Genomic DNA, 16,405 nt, shown 5'->3' on the forward strand with positions numbered 1-16,405 from the left:
GGCCAGGAAACCGGGGCGGTTCATGATTGCCAAAACCAGGTTTTTTGGCATTCACGATGACTTGGCCAGTGGTTCCTTTGGACACAAGACGGTGCCACAGGAAAGCGTGGCCGCTGGAACTGCTCCGACCGATCTGATAGGGGAAGGGCGAGGAGCCTCTCCAAAACGCCGAGCCGGGGATGCAGGGCGCCCATGAAGGGCAAGATGGCTGCATCGGGTGCACACCGGTGGACAAACCGGACGAGCACTCCGCGTATTTCATAACTGCTATATATTGGTTTACGTCCCACACCCTCCAAGAGGAATCCATGTCGATCCAATCCGCTCTGAAATCCACCGTGGTGGCCCTGGCCATTGGGGCCGCTGGGCCGCTTTTCGCACAGGGCACGCCCATCAATGCAGCGGCGTTTGACGCGCTGGTCGCGCAGGGCCCTGTCGCCGACGCGGCCACCATCGCTTCGAGCACCTGGGCCAGCAAGATCAAGCAGGCCGGCCTGCTCCGCCTGGGCGGCACGCAAACCTCGAATCTGTTCTCGCTGCTCAACGAGAAAGACGGCAAGATGCGCGGCTTCGACGCAGGTTTGGCCCAGCTCATCACCCGCTACATCCTGGGCGATGGGGCCAAGATCCAGTTCACGCAGGTGACCTCGTCCACGCGCGAACAGGTGCTTATCAACGACCAGGCGGACATGGTGCTCGCCACCTACTCCATCACCCCCGCCCGCGCCGAGAAGATCTCGTTCGCCGGCCCCTACTACACCTCGCAGGCCGGGGTGCTGGTCAAGGCGAACAACAAGGCGATCCAGTCGTACAACGATCTGGGCGGCAAGAAGGTTGCCACGCAGGCGGGCTCCACGGGGCCCGCGATCCTCGCGCAGTTCGCGCCCAAGGCGGTGGTTCAAGAGTTCCAGACCCACCAGGAAGCACTTGACGGACTGCGCCAGGGGCGCGTGGACGCCTACGTTACCGACTACACGCTGCTGCTCAATGCCCTGAGCCTTGGCACCGGCGACGCGCAGCTGGCGGGCGCGCCCTTTGGTGCGCAGGACCCCTACGGCATCGGGCTGCCCAAGGGCTCGGACGGCGTGGCCTTCATCAATGGTTTTCTGAAAAAGGTGGAAGCCGATGGCACCTGGGCCAAACTCTGGACCATCTCCATTGGGCAGCGCACCGGCAGCACCGCCGTTCCGACGCCGCCCGCTCTGCCATAACCCGTTTCAATAGCGGGTTTCCATAGCGGATGGGCGAGGTTTCCAAGCTCCTGGTCGACTACGGGCCTGCCTTCGGGCAGGCCCTTTTGCTGACCTGGAAGCTCACCGTGCTGTCGTTCGTGCCCGGCTTCTTGCTGGGCATGGTGGTGGCGGTGCTCCGGCTCCTCCCGCTGCCGTTGCTGCGCTTCGTGCTGACCGTCTACGTCGAGATCTTCCGCAACATTCCGAGCGTTGCGCTGCTGGTCTTCATCGTGTTCGCGCTGCCCGATCTCAACGTCCTGATCGACTATGAGCCCAGCGTGGTCCTGACCTTGGCGCTGGTCTGCTCGGCGTTCACGGCGGACTACCTGCGCGCGGGCATCAACACCGTGAGCGGCGGCCAGGCCGAGGCGGCGCTCAGCCTGGGCATGCGGCCGATGCGCGTCATCACGGCGGTGGTATTGCCGCAGGCACTGCGCGCGGTGGTGCAGCCGCTGACCTCGCTGCTGATTGCGCTGATGCTGTCGACCTCGCTGGCGTCGCAGGTGCCGTTTCCGGGCCGGGAGCTGACCGCGCTCGTGTCCAAGATCGCCACCGACTCCGCCGCCGGCATTGCCGCCTTCGCGGTGGCCGCCGCGATGTACGTGGCGAGCGGCCTGCTCATCGCCTGGGCGGGCGCGGCCCTCGAGAAGAAGCTGCGGATCCTGAAATGAAGCACCCCCCGAGTCGCTTTGCGTCTTCCCCCTCTCTCGCTGCGCGGGAGGGGGGCGCACCCGGTGGCCTGGCAAAGCCAGTTCCACGGGTGCGCTGGCTTGGAGAGCGCCAGTTCCATGGTTGCGGGTGGCGCGCAGCGCTATAGAAAACTGCGATGAGCCGCTCTCTGGAAGACATTCTGTTTGGCGATCCCCGGCCGCAAGCCCGGGTCGCCCGCCGCGCCGCGAGCGCGGTCACGGCCGCCGTGCTGCTCCTGCTGGCTGCGGGGGTCGTGCTGCGCTTCCATGCCGCAGGGCAGCTGGGCGCGCGGTACTGGGAATTCTTCGCCTTGCCAACCACCTGGGCCTTCCTGGCCAAGGGCCTGCTCGGCACCGTGGCCTCGGCGGCCATGGCCGCCGCGATCGCGCTGTCCCTCGGGCTGGTGCTGTTGCTGGGGCGCCTGGCGCGGCCGCGGCTGCTGCGCTGGCCGAGCGTCGCGGTCATCGAGTTCCTGCGTGGCACGCCGACGCTGCTGCTGATCTATGTGTGTTTTCTGGTGCTTCCGCAGATCGGGATCAAGCTGAGCACCTACTGGATGCTGACCTTGCCCGTCGGCCTGAGCACCGCAGCGGTGGTGGCCGAGGTGTACCGTGCCGGCGTGCTCGCCGTTCCCCGTGGCCAGACCGACGCTGCGCGAAGCCTGGGGATGACCGAAATGCAGGTGTTCTTCGTCATCGTCTTCCCCCAGGCCCTTCGCTACATTGTCCCGGCGCTGGTCGCGCAACTGGTCATCGTGGTCAAGGACACGACCTTCGGCTACGTCGTCACCTACGGTGAACTCATGCAGAACGCCAGGGTGCTCATCGCCAACTACCATGCGCTGGTGCCGGTGTACCTTGTGGTGGCGCTGCTGTATTGCCTGGTGAACTACGCGATCTCCAAGGCAAGCAAGCGGCTTGGCGAGCCGGTGCATTGACCATCGCTCAGCATGCTCCATGCAACTTCGCCAGAAATGAAAAGAGAGCGGCACTACTATCGCTCTCTTTTTTATAGCTGCTAGCGTTTGCCCATAAAGCGCTAGAGTCTTATTTCATCTGATATTGAGCAGATCTCAGAGGGTTCTCGCTCCCTCTCCCGCAAGGGGCGAGGGGGCCAATCCCGAGCGCCGGTCTTTGTACAGAGGCGGTTGTCCCTGTCCGAGGTATGTCGCCCATCAGATGATTTCATTCATATCCCGGTATTCAGCGCCGTGCCAGTGGCAGCAGCGCCGCCATACGCCAGACCAATGCGCGCAATGCACGGCGCAGCGCCGGGGTGCCTGCCGGTGTGAAGGCGGCCTGCAGCACCTCCTGCTTGGCGCAGCGCAGGGCTGCGCGGTCATTCGCCTGCAGGGCGGCCAGCAGGCGGTCGTGCAGGCGCGCAAGGCGCAGCGCCTCGGCGGGGGGCAGGGCCGTTTGCTGCGCGGTGACGGGGGCCATCAGGTGCTGTGCCCAGGGGGTTTCCTGGTTGAAAGGGTGGGCGCAGTTCATGGCGTTTGCGGCGCTGCAGCAGCGCTCCGTGGGGCGGTCAGCCCGTACCAATTCACCTTGCGCGTGAGCACCATCACCAGGGCCAGCACGGCAAACAACGCCAGTGCGCCCACGACCAGTGCCGTCTGCTCCAGTTGCAGCAGCACATACAGCAGGCTGTAGAGCAGCGCCATGCCCGCACCAAAGGGCAGGCCCCGGCGCACGCTGCCCAGCATGTGGCTGGCGTAGTAGCCCAGCAGCAGCACGCAGGCCGTGGCCGCTAGCGCATAGGCGGCGCCGAACGGCAGGTGCTCTGACAGGCTGAGCAGCAACAAGAAGAAGCTGCACAGCGCACTGCCGACCAGCAGGTATTGCACCGGGTGCACGCGCAGGCGTTTCATCAGTTCGAAGAGGCCCACTCCCACAAAGGTGAGGGCGATGAACAGAACGCCGTACTTGATGGCGCGCTGGGCCAGTGAATACGGGTTCACCGGGTCAATGAAGGCCACACTGAAGCTGTCGGCGCAACCGCCGCTGGGCGCGGCTGCTGCGGCAGGCTCGTCGTCGTCGTCGTCGCCGCCGCTGGCCTGGCACACCGGTTTGCCATGGGCGACATCCTGCTGCGCGGTGGTGGCCAGGGACGACAGGCGCCATTGCGCCGTGAAGCCGTCGTCCCGTACCGCCCGTTCGGACGGCAGAAAGCGGCCGGTAAACGAGGGGTGCGGCCAGCCGCTTTCCAGCTGTACCTCGGTGTTGCTGCCCAGGGGCACGATGGACAGGCGCTCGGTGCCCACCAGTTCGAGGGCCAGCGTTGCAGCAAGGCCTTCGGTGGCGCCGATCACGGATTCGGGCAGCGTGGCATGCAGGCCCCGGCTGTACTGGGGATGAAAGGTGCCCGGTTTGAGCGCCAGCGTCTGCCCGCCCAGGGTGAGCTGCGCCGTGCGGATGCCGCGTGCATCGCCCACGCCCAGCATCAGGATGGGAGCCCCGCACTGCATGCGCGAGCCTTTGACGGTGGTTTGCGGCTGCAAGCGGGTCAGCGGCGCCCACTGCGCCTGGATGTAGGTCTTGAGCTTGTAGGTGTTGACCTTGTGCAGGCCCCGGGCACGCTCTTCCATGGTGGCGCCCGATTTCAGCTGGAGCGTCTCGGGCATGGCGGTCAGCAGGAACTCGCGGCGCCGCTCCTCCATGCGGCGCTCGTCGCCCTTGCCGGTTTCCACGTCCCAGCTCTCCACGCAGGCGCTGTGGATCAGTGGGCCCATCAGCGTTTGCGGCCCGGCCAGGCTGCTGGCCACGCTCTGGGCGGTCATGCTGCGGTAGTGCTGGCGGTCGCGTACCACGTCTTCGATCAGGCCCAGGCCGAAAAGCAGCAACAAGACGACGGCGGCCAGCGCGGCCAGTTTGGTGAACCAGGGGTGTTTCAAGGGTGTCCTCCACAGTGAATGTGGGGGCAGTCTGTGGCGCTGCCGTGAGGGCACGGTGAAGTTTGTGAGGGCAGTGTGAAGTCCTGCCCGCTGGGCGAAACTTTCAGTGGGGCAGGTGCAGCTCGACCCGCAGCCCCGGCGCGGTGTTGCGCACCGCCATGCGCCCGCCATGCAGCGCCACCACGCGCTGCACAATGGCCAGCCCCAGGCCCGAGCCGCTGCGCTCGCCGCTCGGGCGGGCAGTGCTGAAAAAGCGCTCACCCAGGCGGGTCAAAGCGTAGTCGGGCACGCCGGGGCCGCTGTCTTGCACGGCCACCGTGCTGCCTTGCAGCTCCACCGCCACGGTGCTGCCGGTGGGCGAAAAATCGATGGCGTTGTCGATCAGGTTGCACAGCGCCAGGGTGATGAGTTCGGCCTCCCACGGGCCGCTGGCACCCTGGCCCGCGAGGGTGAGCGCCACGCCGCGCTGCGCCGCCCGCGCCTGCGTATGGGCCAGCGCGGTGCGGGCGCAGTCGTGCAGCGCCACCAGGCCCTGCGCTTCGGCGTGCTGGCGCTGCTCCAGCTTGCTCAGCTCCAGCAGGCGGTCGATGAGGCGCTGCAGGCGCTCGCTTTGCTGCACCACCTGGGCGGCAAACAGGGCGCGGTCGCCAGCAGGCAGGTCTTCCTGCAGCAGCTCGCCGGCGCCCCGGATGGCGGCCACCGGGCTTTTGAGTTCGTGGGTGAGGGCGCGCACATAGGCCTCGATGTAGCCATGCCCCTCCAGCCGGGCGCGCATGCGGTCCATGGCGCGCGCCAGGTCGCCCAGCTCGCCCGGCACCTGCGGCACGGCCAGCACCGGGGTGGCTGCGGCGGCGTGCGCACCGGCCTCCGGGCCTTGCACGCTCAGGGCGTAGTCGCGCAGGCGCCGCACGTTCCACACCATCCACAGCGTCACCGCCACACCCACAGCGGCCGACAGCGCCAGCAGCAGCAAACCGCCCATCAGCACCTTGTGCTCGGCCCGGTCGATGAAACGCTGCACGGTGCGTGTGGGCTTGGCCACGGTCAGCACCCCGGCGATGCGGCTCTGCACAAAAATGGGCGCCGAGACGTGCATCACGCCGCTGGTGTCGTCCCCCGGCGTGTCGCGGCTCATGCGCGCACCGTACTCGCCGCGCAGGGTGAGCGCCACGTCGCGCCACTGCGAGAAATCCTGACCGACCGCTTGCGACTGCGAGTCAAAGACCACGCGTCCGGCAGCATCCGTCACGTAAACGCGGTAGTCGAGCGACTGCTTGGAAAACCCCCAGATGGCGGCGTCCACCGGGCGGCTGGCGTAATGCTGCACATGCCTGGCAAAGGCGCTGTCCCCTGCCTGTAAGCGCCCGGCGGCCAGATCGTCGCTGGCCAGTTCGGCCAGGATATGGGCCGTGTCCACCATCATGTCTTCCATCACCTCGCGCACGCTGGGCTTGATCTCGGCCACGAACACGCGCAGCACGAAAAACGCGGCAATGCCGTTGATGAGAAAGAAGGCGAACAGCAGGCGGATGCCCAGGCGCATAGGTCAGCGGTTTGTGGTGATTGCTATCAAAAATAGAGCTGCTTGCGCTTGATACATAAGCGCTAGAGGCTTATTTTTGCATGAAACTAAACCTCAAGACAGTAACCCATGCCCCGGTGCGTAACGATGTAGTCCGTCGCCGGGTCTACCTCGCGCAGCTTGGCGCGCAGCGTCTTGATGTGGGTGTCCACCGTGCGGTCCGTGCTTTCGCTCTCATCACCCCAGGCGGCAGACAGCAAGGCGTCGCGTGCATGGATGCGGCCCGCGCCCGCCAGCAGGCACGACAGCAGGCGGTACTCGCGCCGCGTGAGCGGCAGTGGCTGGTTGTGCAGAAGAATGCGCTGGCCGCTGCGGTCGTCGCAGAAGGCCGTGGTGGGTGCGGGCGCCCGCGCCACCGGGGTCCCGGCGCGGCGCAGCAGGGCGCGGGCGCGGGCGGCCAGTTCGCGCGTGCTGAAAGGTTTGGCCAGGTAGTCGTCGGCGCCCAGCTCCAGGCCCAGCACACGGTCGAGTTCCTCGCCCCGGGCGCTGAGCATCAACACGGGCGTATTGCCCGCGGCGCGCACTTCGCGGCACAGGTCCAGGCCGCTGCCGTCGGGCAGGCCTACATCGAGTACCAGCAGGTCAAAGCCGCCGCTGCTCCACTGGCTGCGGGCGTCGCGCAGCAGCAGGCTGTGCGTGGTGTGCAGGCCTTCGCGCTCGAGCGCATAGGCGACAGTCCGGGCGATGGCCGGGTCGTCCTCCAGCAGCAGCACGCGCAGGGGTGCCATGGCCGGGTTCAGTGCGCCAGCGCCGGGAACAGCTTGCCCAGCCCCTCGGCCATCACCTCCACCGCCAAGGCGGCCAGGATCAGGCCCATCAGGCGCGTCATCACATTGATGCCTGTTTTGCCCAGCACGCGCGCAATCGGGTCGGCCAGCGAAAAGCACGCAAACGTGGCGGCAGCGATCACCACGCCATAGCCCACCAACGCCGCGTGTTGCCAGAAGGTCTGCGCACGGTCGGCATAAATCACCACGGTGGACATGCTGGCTGGGCCGGTCAGCAGCGGAATGGTGAGGGGCACCACCGCAATGCTGGCGCCCGCCGCCGCCTTTTCAGCGCCTTCTTCCAGCTCGTGGGTATTCGTCTTGGCCTCGGCGGGCTGGGCGTTGAGCATGTTCATCGCACTGATCAGCAGCAGCATGCCGCCGCCGACCTGGAAGCTTTGCAACGAGATATTGAAGAAATCCAGAATCTGCAGGCCCAGCAGCGCGCAGGCGGCGATCACGCAAAAAGCACTGAACGCCGCTGTGCGGATGGTGCGCTTGCGCTGGGCCTCGGAAAAACCCTGTGTGTAGTGGATGAAAAACGGAACGATGGCCAGCGGGTTGACGATGGCCAGCAAGGTGATGAGGGGCTTGAGATCCATCTTGTCTCTTCGGGTGAGGGAGTGCCGATCCTAGCGGGAAACGGCATTGTGTACTGCGCGTTTCGATGGTGCGTGAATTGCACACATTCTTGCGCGCCGTCAGTCTTTCGTCGAACTGTTCTTGTGGTGCATGCAATGGGCCTGTGTAATATTTTTTTACAGCTCAACGCCGCGAACCCGCGAGGAGGTGTCCGATGAACTTCAGCGATATGAAAATTTCGACAAGGCTGATTCTGGGCTTTGCCGTGATGGGGGTTTTAATCTTGGCCTTGGGCGCGGTGTCGCTTTGGAAAAGCAACGCTATCCAGGCTGAATTCAAGGTCGTGACCGAGGCGCGCCTGCCTCGGGTGGTGATGCTCAATGACATCAAGGGGCACCTGGGGCAAATTGCTATCGCGATGCGCAATATGGTGCTGGTGGAGGGAAGCGATGAAGTCAAGCGCCAGCAGCAGCAGGTGCTGGCATCGCGCCAGAAGATCGGAGAAGTGCTGGGGCGTCTCAAAGCGGAAATCACGGCGCCCAAGGGCAAAGAACTGCTCGGGAAGATCGGGGTGCAGCGCGAGCGCTATGTCCAGGCGCAGGAGCGCTACCTCGCGATGACGAACGATGGCAACCTGGGTGGTGCGCGCAGTTATCTTCATTCCGACGTGGGCCCGGTGTTCGATGCATATTTCGAAGCCGTCGATGGCCTGATTGCTTTCCAGACCGATCTGCTGGGCGAGGCGGTCGATGCGGTGAGCGTGGCGGTGGCCTCGATCCAGAAAACGGTCTGGGCTGCGGTGCTGGCGGCCTTGCTGGGAGCGATCGTCCTGGCCCTTTGGATCATTCGTGCCATCACCGTGCCTTTGCAGAAGGCTGTGGAAGTGTCGCGTGCAGTGGCTGCTGGCGACCTGAGCATGGATCTTCATGTCCAGGGACGGAACGAAACCGCACAGCTTCTCCAGGCTTTGCAAGAGATGCTCCAGAGCCTGCGCAAGGTGGTGACAGACGTGCGCTCAGGTTCCGAAGGTGTGGCATCGGCCAGTTCCCAGATCGCCCAGGCGAACCATGATCTGAGTGCGCGCACCGAACAGCAGGCCAGTGCGCTGGAAGAAACAGCGGCGTCGATGGAGCAGCTCAATTCCACCGTGCGCCAGAACGCCGACAACGCGCGGCAGGCCAACCAGTTGGCAATGTCCGCCAGTACCGTGGCAGAACGCGGAGGGATGGTGGTGGGTGAAGTGGTCGGCACCATGAAGGGCATCAACGAAAGCTCCCGGCGCATTGCCGACATCATTGGGGTGATCGACAGCATTGCCTTCCAGACCAACATCCTGGCCCTGAATGCGGCGGTAGAGGCCGCCAGGGCAGGCGACCAGGGCCGGGGCTTTGCCGTGGTGGCCAGCGAGGTACGGGCCCTGGCGGGGCGCTCTGCCGATGCCGCCAAGGAGATCAAGCAACTCATCGGTGCGAGTGTGGAGCGCGTTGATGCGGGTTCTGCGCTGGTGGATCAGGCCGGTACCACGATGCAGGAGGTGGTAACGGCTATTCGCCGGGTGACCGATCTGATGGGTGAAATCAGTGCCGCCAGCAATGAGCAAAGCCAAGGCGTCGGCCAGGTGGGCGAGGCTGTCACCCAGATGGATCAGGTGACGCAGCAAAATGCCGCGCTGGTGGAGGAAATGGCGGCAGCGGCCAGCAGTTTGCGCGGGCAAGCGCAGGACTTGGTCCGGACGGTGGATGTGTTCCGCACGGGGGATGAAAAGGAGCGCCCTGCAGCAGGTTTGCAGGGCGCTCCTTTCGCCTCCCTTCCGTCTCGTGCCACCAAACCTGTGAAGGCGGCTGGACAGAAGGGTTTGCCGCGTTTGACTGCGTGAAGGTGCTGCTCGAAGAGTGCAGCGCTGCGATCGGCGTGCAGTGTGCAGCCGCCAGCAAAAGTACAGGTGCTTTTCGTGCCGTCACAGGGAGACGGGCATGGCAGGGCGTAGGCGTCAGGACGCCAGCAACGGTTGGGCGGGGCGCCGTGGCAGGCGTGGTGAGTGGGGTGTATGGGCTACAGGGGCGCTGGCTTGCCCGCCGTCGCGTGGCAGCGTGAATATGGCGATGGTTTCCACCTGGCTTTGTGCCTGGTCCTGCAGGCTGCGCGCAGCGGCCGACAGTTCTTCCACCAGCGCGGCATTTTGTTGGGTGGTCTGGTCCAGGTGTTGTACCGCTTCACCGATCTGCCCCATGCCGCTGCTTTGCTCCGCCGTGGCAGCGCTGATGTCGGTCATGAGAGTGGTCACGCGCTGGATGGCGGTGACGGCTTCCTGCATGGTGGCGCCGGCGGTGTTGACCAGCTCGGTACCCTTGCCCACGCGCTCCACGCTGGAGGTGATGAGCGTCTTGATTTCCTTGGCAGCATCGGCAGAGCGCCCCGCCAGGGCCCGTACCTCGCTGGCCACCACGGCAAAGCCCCGGCCCTGGTCGCCTGCCCTGGCGGCCTCTACCGCCGCATTCAGGGCCAGGATGTTGGTCTGGAAGGCAATGCTGTCGATCACGCCGATGATGTCGGCGATCTTGCCCGATGAGGTGTGAATCTCGTGCATGGTGCTGACCACCTGGCCCATCACCTCGCCGCCCTTGACCGCCACCGCGCTGGCGCTGGCTGACAACTGCTGTGCCTGGCGTGCGTTGTCGGCGTTCTGGTGCACGGTGGCGTTGAGCTGCTCCATGGCGGCTGCTGTCTGCTCCAGTGCGCTGGCTTGTTGTTCCGTGCGGCTGGCCAGGTCGTGGTTGCCGGAGAAAATTTGCTCCGATGCGCTGGCCAGGCTTTCACCGCCCGCGCGGATCTCGGTGACGATGCCGGTCAACTGCTGCTGCATGGCGCCCAGCGCATGCAGTACCTGGGCCGCTTCGTCCTGGCCCTGCACGGTCACCGCATGGGTCAGGTTGCCCTGGGCAATGGTCTGAGCCACGTCGATGGCATGCCCCAGTGAGCGGGAGATGCCGCGCACCAGGGCGGCAGCGAAAACCATCGCAAACAGCAAGCCCGCAAGAATGGACGCGATCACGGTCGCACGGATCATCGAGTACCGTGCGTCGGCCGCTGCTGCGGCTTTCTTGCCTTCTTCGAACTGCAGTTTGACCAGGGTGTCGATGCCATCCCCGACGGGCCCATACAGGGGCCGCACCTTTTCGACCACGATGCGGTTGGCAGCGGGGATGTCGTTGGCACGCAGCGCCGCCACAGTCGCCAACAGGCCTTCCTGCACAAAGCGTCGGCGGTTCTCGGTGAAATCCTTGGCCAGGCGTTCCTCTTGCGCGTTGTGGCGGCGGGCCAGGTAACCGTCCCACAGGCGGGTAATGGCACCGATATTGGCTTCCACCTCTGCCGTAGTGGCTTTGATGGTGGGTTCATCCGGTGTCACCAATGCCACGGCCAGGATGAGCCGCTGGCGCAGCAGCAGCGCTTGGATCGCGCCGATGTCCGCCGTCGTGGTGAGCCGGTCTTCGTACATGGAATGCACGGCGTTGTTGGACTGAACGATGCCCCATAGACCCAGCCCTCCAATGCTCAGCAGCATCAAGGACATCAGTCCGGCCAGGGCCGCGACGCGGGTTGAGATTTTGAAGCGGTTCATGAAAACTCCCGTGGGTTGGGGGCCACCGCAATGGCCGTTGTTGAAAGAGGAACTGGGGCAGGGATCTGGGCGAGGCAGGCTTCAAAGGCGGCGATCGGCTGGGGCCGGTCGAACAGGAAACCCTGGAAAATCGAGCAGTCGAGGCGCTGCAGGGCATCGCGTTGGGCGGGGGTTTCCACGCCCTCGGCAATGACACTCAGCCCCAGATTGCGGGCCATGCCAATAATGGTCTGGACGATGGCGGCATCGCCCGGTTCACTGTCGATGTCCTGCACAAAGCTGCGGTCGATCTTGAGCTGGTGCAGCGGCAAGCGCTTGAGCTGCGCGAGGGACGAGTAGCCCGTGCCAAAGTCGTCCAGCGCAAAACGCACCCCGTGGTGGCGCAGGGCCTGCATCTTGGCCACGGTATCGGCCACATCGTCGAGCACCAGGCTTTCGGTCAGTTCCAGCACCAGGTGGGTCGGCGATGCGCCCGACCGTGCCAGTGCATCGCAGACCTGGCGCACGAAATCGGGATGCCGAAACTGCCGCGCACTGACGTTCACCGCCAGCTCCAGGTGCTGGGTGCGTGGGTGCTCGGCCCAGGCGCTCAGCTGTGCGCAGGCTTGTTGCAGTACCCACTCACCGATGGGCAGGATGAGGCCGGACGTCTCGGCAATGGGAATGAACTGTGCGGGGGTCACGTTGCCGTGTAGCGGGTGCTGCCAGCGCAGCAGCACCTCGGCGCCCAGCACTTGCCCGGCCTGGTTCACCTGCGCCTGGAAATGCAGTGCGAGCTGGCCTGCGAGGATGGCATCACGCAGTGCAGCTTCCAGTGCGGCCCGGTTTTCCAGCGCCGCCTGCAGGGCGGGGTCGAACAGGCGGTAGTTGTTGCGCCCGGCGTTCTTGGCCTGGTACATGGCCGTGTCGGCGCGTTTGAGCAGTTCATGGATGCTGGCGTTACCGCGCCGGAACAGGCAGATGCCGATGCTTGCGCTGCCGTGGTGCATCTGTCCCGGCAAGGCGCAGGGTTTGGCGGCGGTAAGCAGCAGCTGCCGTGCCAAGGCTTCGGCCTGGGCCTGGGCCTCTCCTTCAGCGTTGCTCAGGTGGTCCATCAGCACGACGAATTCATCGCCGCCAATGCGCGCGACCGAGTGGGGTGCCAGCACGTTCTGGCGCAGGCGCCGGGCGATCTCCACCAGGTACAAGTCGCCTACCTCGTGCCCCAGTGTGTCGTTGATGTTCTTGAAGTTGTCCAGGTCCAGTAGCAGCAAGGCCCGGTGCTGTGCATCCTGGCCACTGGCGTCCAGGGCCTTCTGGATGCTGTCGCGCAGCAGGCGGCGGTTGGGCAAACGGGTCAAAGGGTCGAAATAGGCGAGCTGGTGGATGGCATGCTTATTCGCGGCCAGCCGCGACTGCATGGAGCGCAGGTCGAACAGCAGGGTGCTGATTTCATCCTTGCCGTGCACGGCAATGGGTGAATCCAGTTGCCCCGCGGCTATGTTGCGAAACACTGCGCTGGCTTGCCGCAAGGGGCGAACGATGGAGCGGATCAGCATGGCGCCCAGAAATCCCAGCGTGGCCATCGACGCCAGCAACGCGCCCACGGCCCACTGGCGTGTCTGTGCGTGGCGCTGCACACCGGCTTCGTAGGCAGTGCGGGCCTGCTCGAACTGCAGGTCGATGAGGGCCTGGATGAGCGGGCTGTCGCGCTCGTACAGCAGGCGTGCGGTGTTCGCGTGTCGCTGGGTGCCCGCGTAGTCCAGGTCGCGCAGCGCCGTGATGGCGGGTTTCACGGCGTCTTCGCGGTAGCCGGTGCGCCGCTGCGTAAAACGCTCGGCCAGTGGCGTCTCCTGCGGCCCTTTGGCGGCAGCGGCATAGGAAGTCCACAGCTGGTCGATGCCGCGCATGTTTTCTTCTATGGCCTGCGCCGCACGGCGTGCCCCCTCGGGCTGCAGGGCCGCACCTGTGGTGGCCCCTGCCCATGTGGATTCGGCGAGTGCCCTTTGCAGTTGGAGCTGGTTGCCCTGCATCAGTTGCGCAATCTGCGCCAGGCTGCGCACCGGGGTCATGCGCTCCTCGTACACCGTGCGCAGGCTTTCGTTGGACGCAGCCAGCCCCTGAATGCCCATGGCGGCCAGCAGTGCGCTGACTGTGGCCGCCAAAACCATCATGGCAGCCAGGCGCGTGCCAATGCGAAAGCGCGAAAACAGGCTGTGCCCCATGCCTTGTGGTGTGCCCGCCGTTGGCGGCCAAGGCGCCGCCTCCAGTGCAAGCGTGGAGTCACTCATGGCATGGACCATGGTGTGGGTGCCGCCGACAACAGCACAGCGGGGGCTGAAAAACTTGTGTTGGAACCGAACATTGGCATCTGTCCGCGGGCACAAGGCCGTGGCGTGGAGCGAGGCGTGTTCGGGGCCTCAGAGGTTCTGGCTGCGGGGTGGGGGCAGGCGTGAACCGGGGAGGTTGATTTTTTAGTGAGGGATTGTTACTGACAATGAGGTCAAACCCTGTGATCGGGGTCAGGAAATGGCGGTGTGTGCAGGCGGTCGCAGGTGTCGATAGCTTCCTGCGCCAGTTCGGCCAGCTTGCGCCGTTGCGAGCGGGCGGCCGAGCGCAGCAACTCAAAAGCCGCATCGCGCGGCAGCCGGTATTGCATCATCGTGATGCCCGTAGCGACATTGATGCTGCGGTCACCATTCAGTGCTGTTTGGAGGTGGGCGCGCTCCTGGCGCAGGCTGTCGATTTCCTGGGCGCGCTGCAGTGCCGCCTCAATAGAGGGGCGCATTTGCACCACATCCAGGGGTTTGACCAGGTAGCCCAAGGCGCCAAATCCCGAAGCGCGTTCAACGGTCTGCGTGTCGCTGAAGGCGCTGAACATGAGGAAAGGAATATGGTCCAGATTGCGCAGGCGATCGGCCAGCTGCAGGCCATCGCGCCCGGGCATGCGTACATCCACGATGGCCAGGTCTGGCCGCAGGCCACCGGTCAGCAGTGCTTCGGCGTCGTCCACGGATTCGGCGGTGCTGACCTGGTAGCCCATGTCCTGCAGCCCGCTGGACAGGGTGGCAAGGATGAGGCGGTCGTCGTCCACCAGCAGCAGGTGGGCTGGAGGGCGCGTGGGGGCAGTGCTGGCAAGGTTCATGGCGAGGGCGGTGATTCAAGGTGGATGACCGGCGGGGTAAATTCCAGACGTAGCACCGCCCGATCAGCATCTTGGGTGCGGATCAGTGTGGCGCCGCTGCGGGGCATGAGGGCAGAGACCAGGCTTTGCCCGCCCCGCGGTGGTATGGGCGCCACGGGCCATTGTCCGGGGTTGGCGATGGTGATGTGGATGTGGTCGGCCTGCATCCCCTTGCGCAGTGCAACCTGGACATCCTGGTGTGCTTGCCCGCCATGTTTGACCGCGTTGAGTATCAGCTCGTTGAGCACCAGCGCCACGGGCACGGCCTCTGTGGGACTGATGCGGCATGCCTGCCAGGGTGTCGGAATATCCACGTGGATGGGGGTGTCCCAGAGCGATTCAATACCCGCTGCCACGGCGCACGTCAGTTCACACAGTCGCACACGGTCGGCGTCGGCACGGCCCTGCAGTCCGTGGATGACGGAAATGCTGTGGATTTGCCCAATGACCTGGTTGATGGGCTGGTGCAATTGCGGATGCTGGTGATCCAGCGTGCGCAGCATGCCCATGATGCCCTGCAGATTGTTCTTGATGCGGTGGTGCACCTCTTGCACGAGCGCATCGCGCTGCGCTTGCTCCCTCTGGCGGCGCTGCGCCTCTTGTTCGTGCAGGCTGGTGATGTCGATCATGGTCACCACGTAGTGCGTGGTGCGCGCCTGCGGATCCTGAACCGGGCTGAGTGTGAGCCAGACCGGGTAGACCTCGCCTGATTTGCGGCGCAGCCAGTCACGGCACTGCAGGGATGTGCGGGGGGAAAATTCCAGAGTCCTCCTTTGTGAGGGTGCGTCGGGAATTGCGTCTGCCGGCGCCCACAGGAAATCCGGGGTTTTCCCCAGTACCTCTCGCGCCTCATGGCCCGACATGTGGAGGAAGGACTGGTTGGCCTGCAGGATGGCGCCTTGGGCATCGGTGATCAGCATGCCCTCCTGGCATTCGAAGGCGATGGCAGCTACGCGAAGTGCTGCCTTCTGGCGCCTGCGCTCGGCCATGTGGGACGCCAGCGATAGGCCCACTACGGACAGAATCATCATGTACGACCAGTACCCGAAGCCGTGGCTGGTGGCGATGTCGTGGGCAAAGAAACCGGTGCGCTGGTAGGTGCCCCACAGGGCCTGCAAGGCGATCATGCACAGCAAGCTGGTGGTGGAGAGCAGGCCCAAGCGTGCGCCTGACCAGCTCACGAAGAGGAACATCCAGTAGGCATTGGCCAGTGGCGCCAGCAGCGGGCTTTGCGCACTGCCAAAAATGGCTGCAGCACTCACCGTGGCCAGAAGCCAGACCAGGAGACCTTCATTCACACGGCGCAGGGATTCGGGAAAACGCAGGGTGCGACGGTATGACAGGACCAGTGGCGCGATCAGCAGACTGCCCAGCGCGTAGCCCAGCCACCCTTGCAGCAGGTGCCCGGACCAGGCGGCTGGGGCGATTTGGCCCGCCAGCAGCAGCCCCGTGCTGGTTGTCAGCGCACCAATCCCGGCCCCGACGCCACACACCCACAGCAGCACATGCTGAACGACCTTGAATGTGGGGTGATCCCTGTCAAAGTGGGTTTGCCGCAGCAGGAGCACGCACGAGACCCAGGCTGCCGTGGTGGTACCCAGCGCTTGGGCCAGTGCAGCAAGTGGCGCATCGCCCGTCAGCAAACGGCTGAGCAGGCTGGCGATAAACAGAGTGGGCGCCCAGCGCAGCCCGTCAACGATCAGCAGCGCCAAGGCGAGCCCACAGGTGGGCTGAAACAGTTGTGTCAGCCCCTGGCCGGGCAGCGGCATGGCCGTGGTATCGGCCAGCGCCATGTAGAGCAGCACCGTGCCTGCCAAGGCCAGCAGCGATGGCTGCTGGGATGTGCGGGGCTCGGTCACGGCACGAAAATAGTA

At 65.1% G+C, this 16,405-nt stretch carries 13 protein-coding genes; 4 read left to right on the forward strand and 9 right to left on the reverse strand.

Going from position 1 to position 16,405, the window contains the following annotated elements:
• Positions 1 to 308: 308 nt before the first annotated feature.
• The 3 genes from C8D04_RS16170 to C8D04_RS16180 all read left to right on the forward strand — a co-directional run bounded on the left by C8D04_RS16170 (position 309) and on the right by C8D04_RS16180 (position 2,859).
• Complete coding sequence (locus tag C8D04_RS16170; protein WP_116005749.1) at positions 309 to 1,211, forward strand: glutamate ABC transporter substrate-binding protein; 903 nt, start codon at positions 309 to 311, stop codon at positions 1,209 to 1,211.
• A gap of 29 nt (positions 1,212 to 1,240) precedes the next feature.
• The gene (locus C8D04_RS16175) at positions 1,241 to 1,903 is read left to right on the forward strand and encodes an ABC transporter permease subunit (RefSeq protein ID WP_116005750.1); all 663 of its coding nucleotides are present in this window, start codon (positions 1,241 to 1,243) and stop codon (positions 1,901 to 1,903) included.
• Positions 1,904 to 2,058: 155 nt separating this feature from the next.
• Entirely contained in the window at positions 2,059 to 2,859 is an 801-nt protein-coding gene (locus C8D04_RS16180) for an amino acid ABC transporter permease (protein ID WP_116005751.1), read from the forward strand.
• A gap of 265 nt (positions 2,860 to 3,124) precedes the next feature.
• On the opposite strand, the gene C8D04_RS16185 is transcribed toward C8D04_RS16180, so the two are convergent.
• The 5 genes from C8D04_RS16185 to C8D04_RS16205 form a co-directional block, all read right to left on the reverse strand.
• A complete protein-coding gene (locus tag C8D04_RS16185; RefSeq protein WP_233521211.1) occupies positions 3,125 to 3,412 on the reverse strand; it encodes a hypothetical protein in 288 nt (95 codons plus the stop codon).
• Positions 3,409 to 4,815, reverse strand: a complete 1,407-nt coding sequence (gene creD / locus C8D04_RS16190) for a cell envelope integrity protein CreD (RefSeq protein ID WP_116005752.1) — start codon at positions 4,813 to 4,815, stop codon at positions 3,409 to 3,411. The genes C8D04_RS16185 and creD overlap by 4 nt, the downstream gene beginning before the upstream one ends.
• 103 nt (positions 4,816 to 4,918) lie before the next feature.
• Positions 4,919 to 6,358, reverse strand: coding sequence for a two-component system sensor histidine kinase CreC (gene creC / locus C8D04_RS16195; protein ID WP_116005753.1), 1,440 nt, complete (start codon positions 6,356 to 6,358; stop codon positions 4,919 to 4,921).
• An 86-nt stretch (positions 6,359 to 6,444) separates the two neighbouring features.
• Positions 6,445 to 7,125 (reverse strand): winged helix-turn-helix domain-containing protein, encoded by a 681-nt coding sequence (locus C8D04_RS16200; protein ID WP_116005754.1) that lies wholly within the window; start codon positions 7,123 to 7,125, stop codon positions 6,445 to 6,447.
• An 8-nt stretch (positions 7,126 to 7,133) separates the two neighbouring features.
• Positions 7,134 to 7,766 carry a MarC family protein gene (locus tag C8D04_RS16205; RefSeq protein ID WP_116005755.1) on the reverse strand — a complete coding sequence of 211 codons (633 nt, stop codon included), beginning with the start codon at positions 7,764 to 7,766 and terminating at the stop codon, positions 7,134 to 7,136.
• Positions 7,767 to 7,960: 194 nt separating this feature from the next.
• Between C8D04_RS16205 and C8D04_RS16210 the strand changes: the two genes are divergently transcribed.
• Entirely contained in the window at positions 7,961 to 9,622 is a 1,662-nt protein-coding gene (locus tag C8D04_RS16210; protein ID WP_116005756.1) for a methyl-accepting chemotaxis protein, read from the forward strand.
• A gap of 114 nt (positions 9,623 to 9,736) precedes the next feature.
• Here C8D04_RS16210 and C8D04_RS19165 read toward each other — a convergent pair whose 3' ends face one another.
• From C8D04_RS19165 to C8D04_RS16230, 4 genes are all read right to left on the reverse strand, one after another.
• On the reverse strand, positions 9,737 to 11,368 hold the full coding sequence (locus tag C8D04_RS19165) for a methyl-accepting chemotaxis protein (protein ID WP_116005757.1): 1,632 nt from the start codon (positions 11,366 to 11,368) through the stop codon (positions 9,737 to 9,739).
• Positions 11,365 to 13,638, reverse strand: a complete 2,274-nt coding sequence (locus C8D04_RS16220; RefSeq protein ID WP_116006241.1) for an EAL domain-containing protein — start codon at positions 13,636 to 13,638, stop codon at positions 11,365 to 11,367. Before C8D04_RS16220 ends, C8D04_RS19165 begins: the two co-directional genes overlap by 4 nt.
• 212 nt (positions 13,639 to 13,850) lie before the next feature.
• Complete coding sequence (locus C8D04_RS16225) at positions 13,851 to 14,492, reverse strand: response regulator (RefSeq protein WP_116005758.1); 642 nt, start codon at positions 14,490 to 14,492, stop codon at positions 13,851 to 13,853.
• A complete protein-coding gene (locus C8D04_RS16230; RefSeq protein WP_116005759.1) occupies positions 14,489 to 16,390 on the reverse strand; it encodes a PAS domain S-box protein in 1,902 nt (633 codons plus the stop codon). The genes C8D04_RS16225 and C8D04_RS16230 overlap by 4 nt, the downstream gene beginning before the upstream one ends.
• Positions 16,391 to 16,405: the final 15 nt, after the last annotated feature.

Source organism: Simplicispira sp. 125 (genome assembly GCF_003096555.1).
Lineage (GTDB): Bacteria > Pseudomonadota > Gammaproteobacteria > Burkholderiales > Burkholderiaceae_C > Simplicispira.

Bases quoted from the DNA above. Each gene is read 5' to 3' on its own strand.
- C8D04_RS16170 (WP_116005749.1), top strand. From the start codon at position 309: ATGTCGATCCAATCCGCTCTGAAATCCACCGTGGTGGCCCTGGCCATT.
- C8D04_RS16175 (WP_116005750.1), top strand. From the start codon at position 1,241: ATGGGCGAGGTTTCCAAGCTCCTGGTCGACTACGGGCCTGCCTTCGGG.
- C8D04_RS16180 (WP_116005751.1), top strand. From the start codon at position 2,059: ATGAGCCGCTCTCTGGAAGACATTCTGTTTGGCGATCCCCGGCCGCAA.
- C8D04_RS16185 (WP_233521211.1), bottom strand. From the start codon at position 3,412: ATGAACTGCGCCCACCCTTTCAACCAGGAAACCCCCTGGGCACAGCAC.
- creC (WP_116005753.1), bottom strand. From the start codon at position 6,358: ATGCGCCTGGGCATCCGCCTGCTGTTCGCCTTCTTTCTCATCAACGGC.
- C8D04_RS16200 (WP_116005754.1), bottom strand. From the start codon at position 7,125: ATGGCACCCCTGCGCGTGCTGCTGCTGGAGGACGACCCGGCCATCGCC.
- C8D04_RS16205 (WP_116005755.1), bottom strand. From the start codon at position 7,766: ATGGATCTCAAGCCCCTCATCACCTTGCTGGCCATCGTCAACCCGCTG.
- C8D04_RS16210 (WP_116005756.1), top strand. From the start codon at position 7,961: ATGAACTTCAGCGATATGAAAATTTCGACAAGGCTGATTCTGGGCTTT.
- C8D04_RS19165 (WP_116005757.1), bottom strand. From the start codon at position 11,368: ATGAACCGCTTCAAAATCTCAACCCGCGTCGCGGCCCTGGCCGGACTG.
- C8D04_RS16220 (WP_116006241.1), bottom strand. From the start codon at position 13,638: ATGAGTGACTCCACGCTTGCACTGGAGGCGGCGCCTTGGCCGCCAACG.
- C8D04_RS16225 (WP_116005758.1), bottom strand. From the start codon at position 14,492: ATGAACCTTGCCAGCACTGCCCCCACGCGCCCTCCAGCCCACCTGCTG.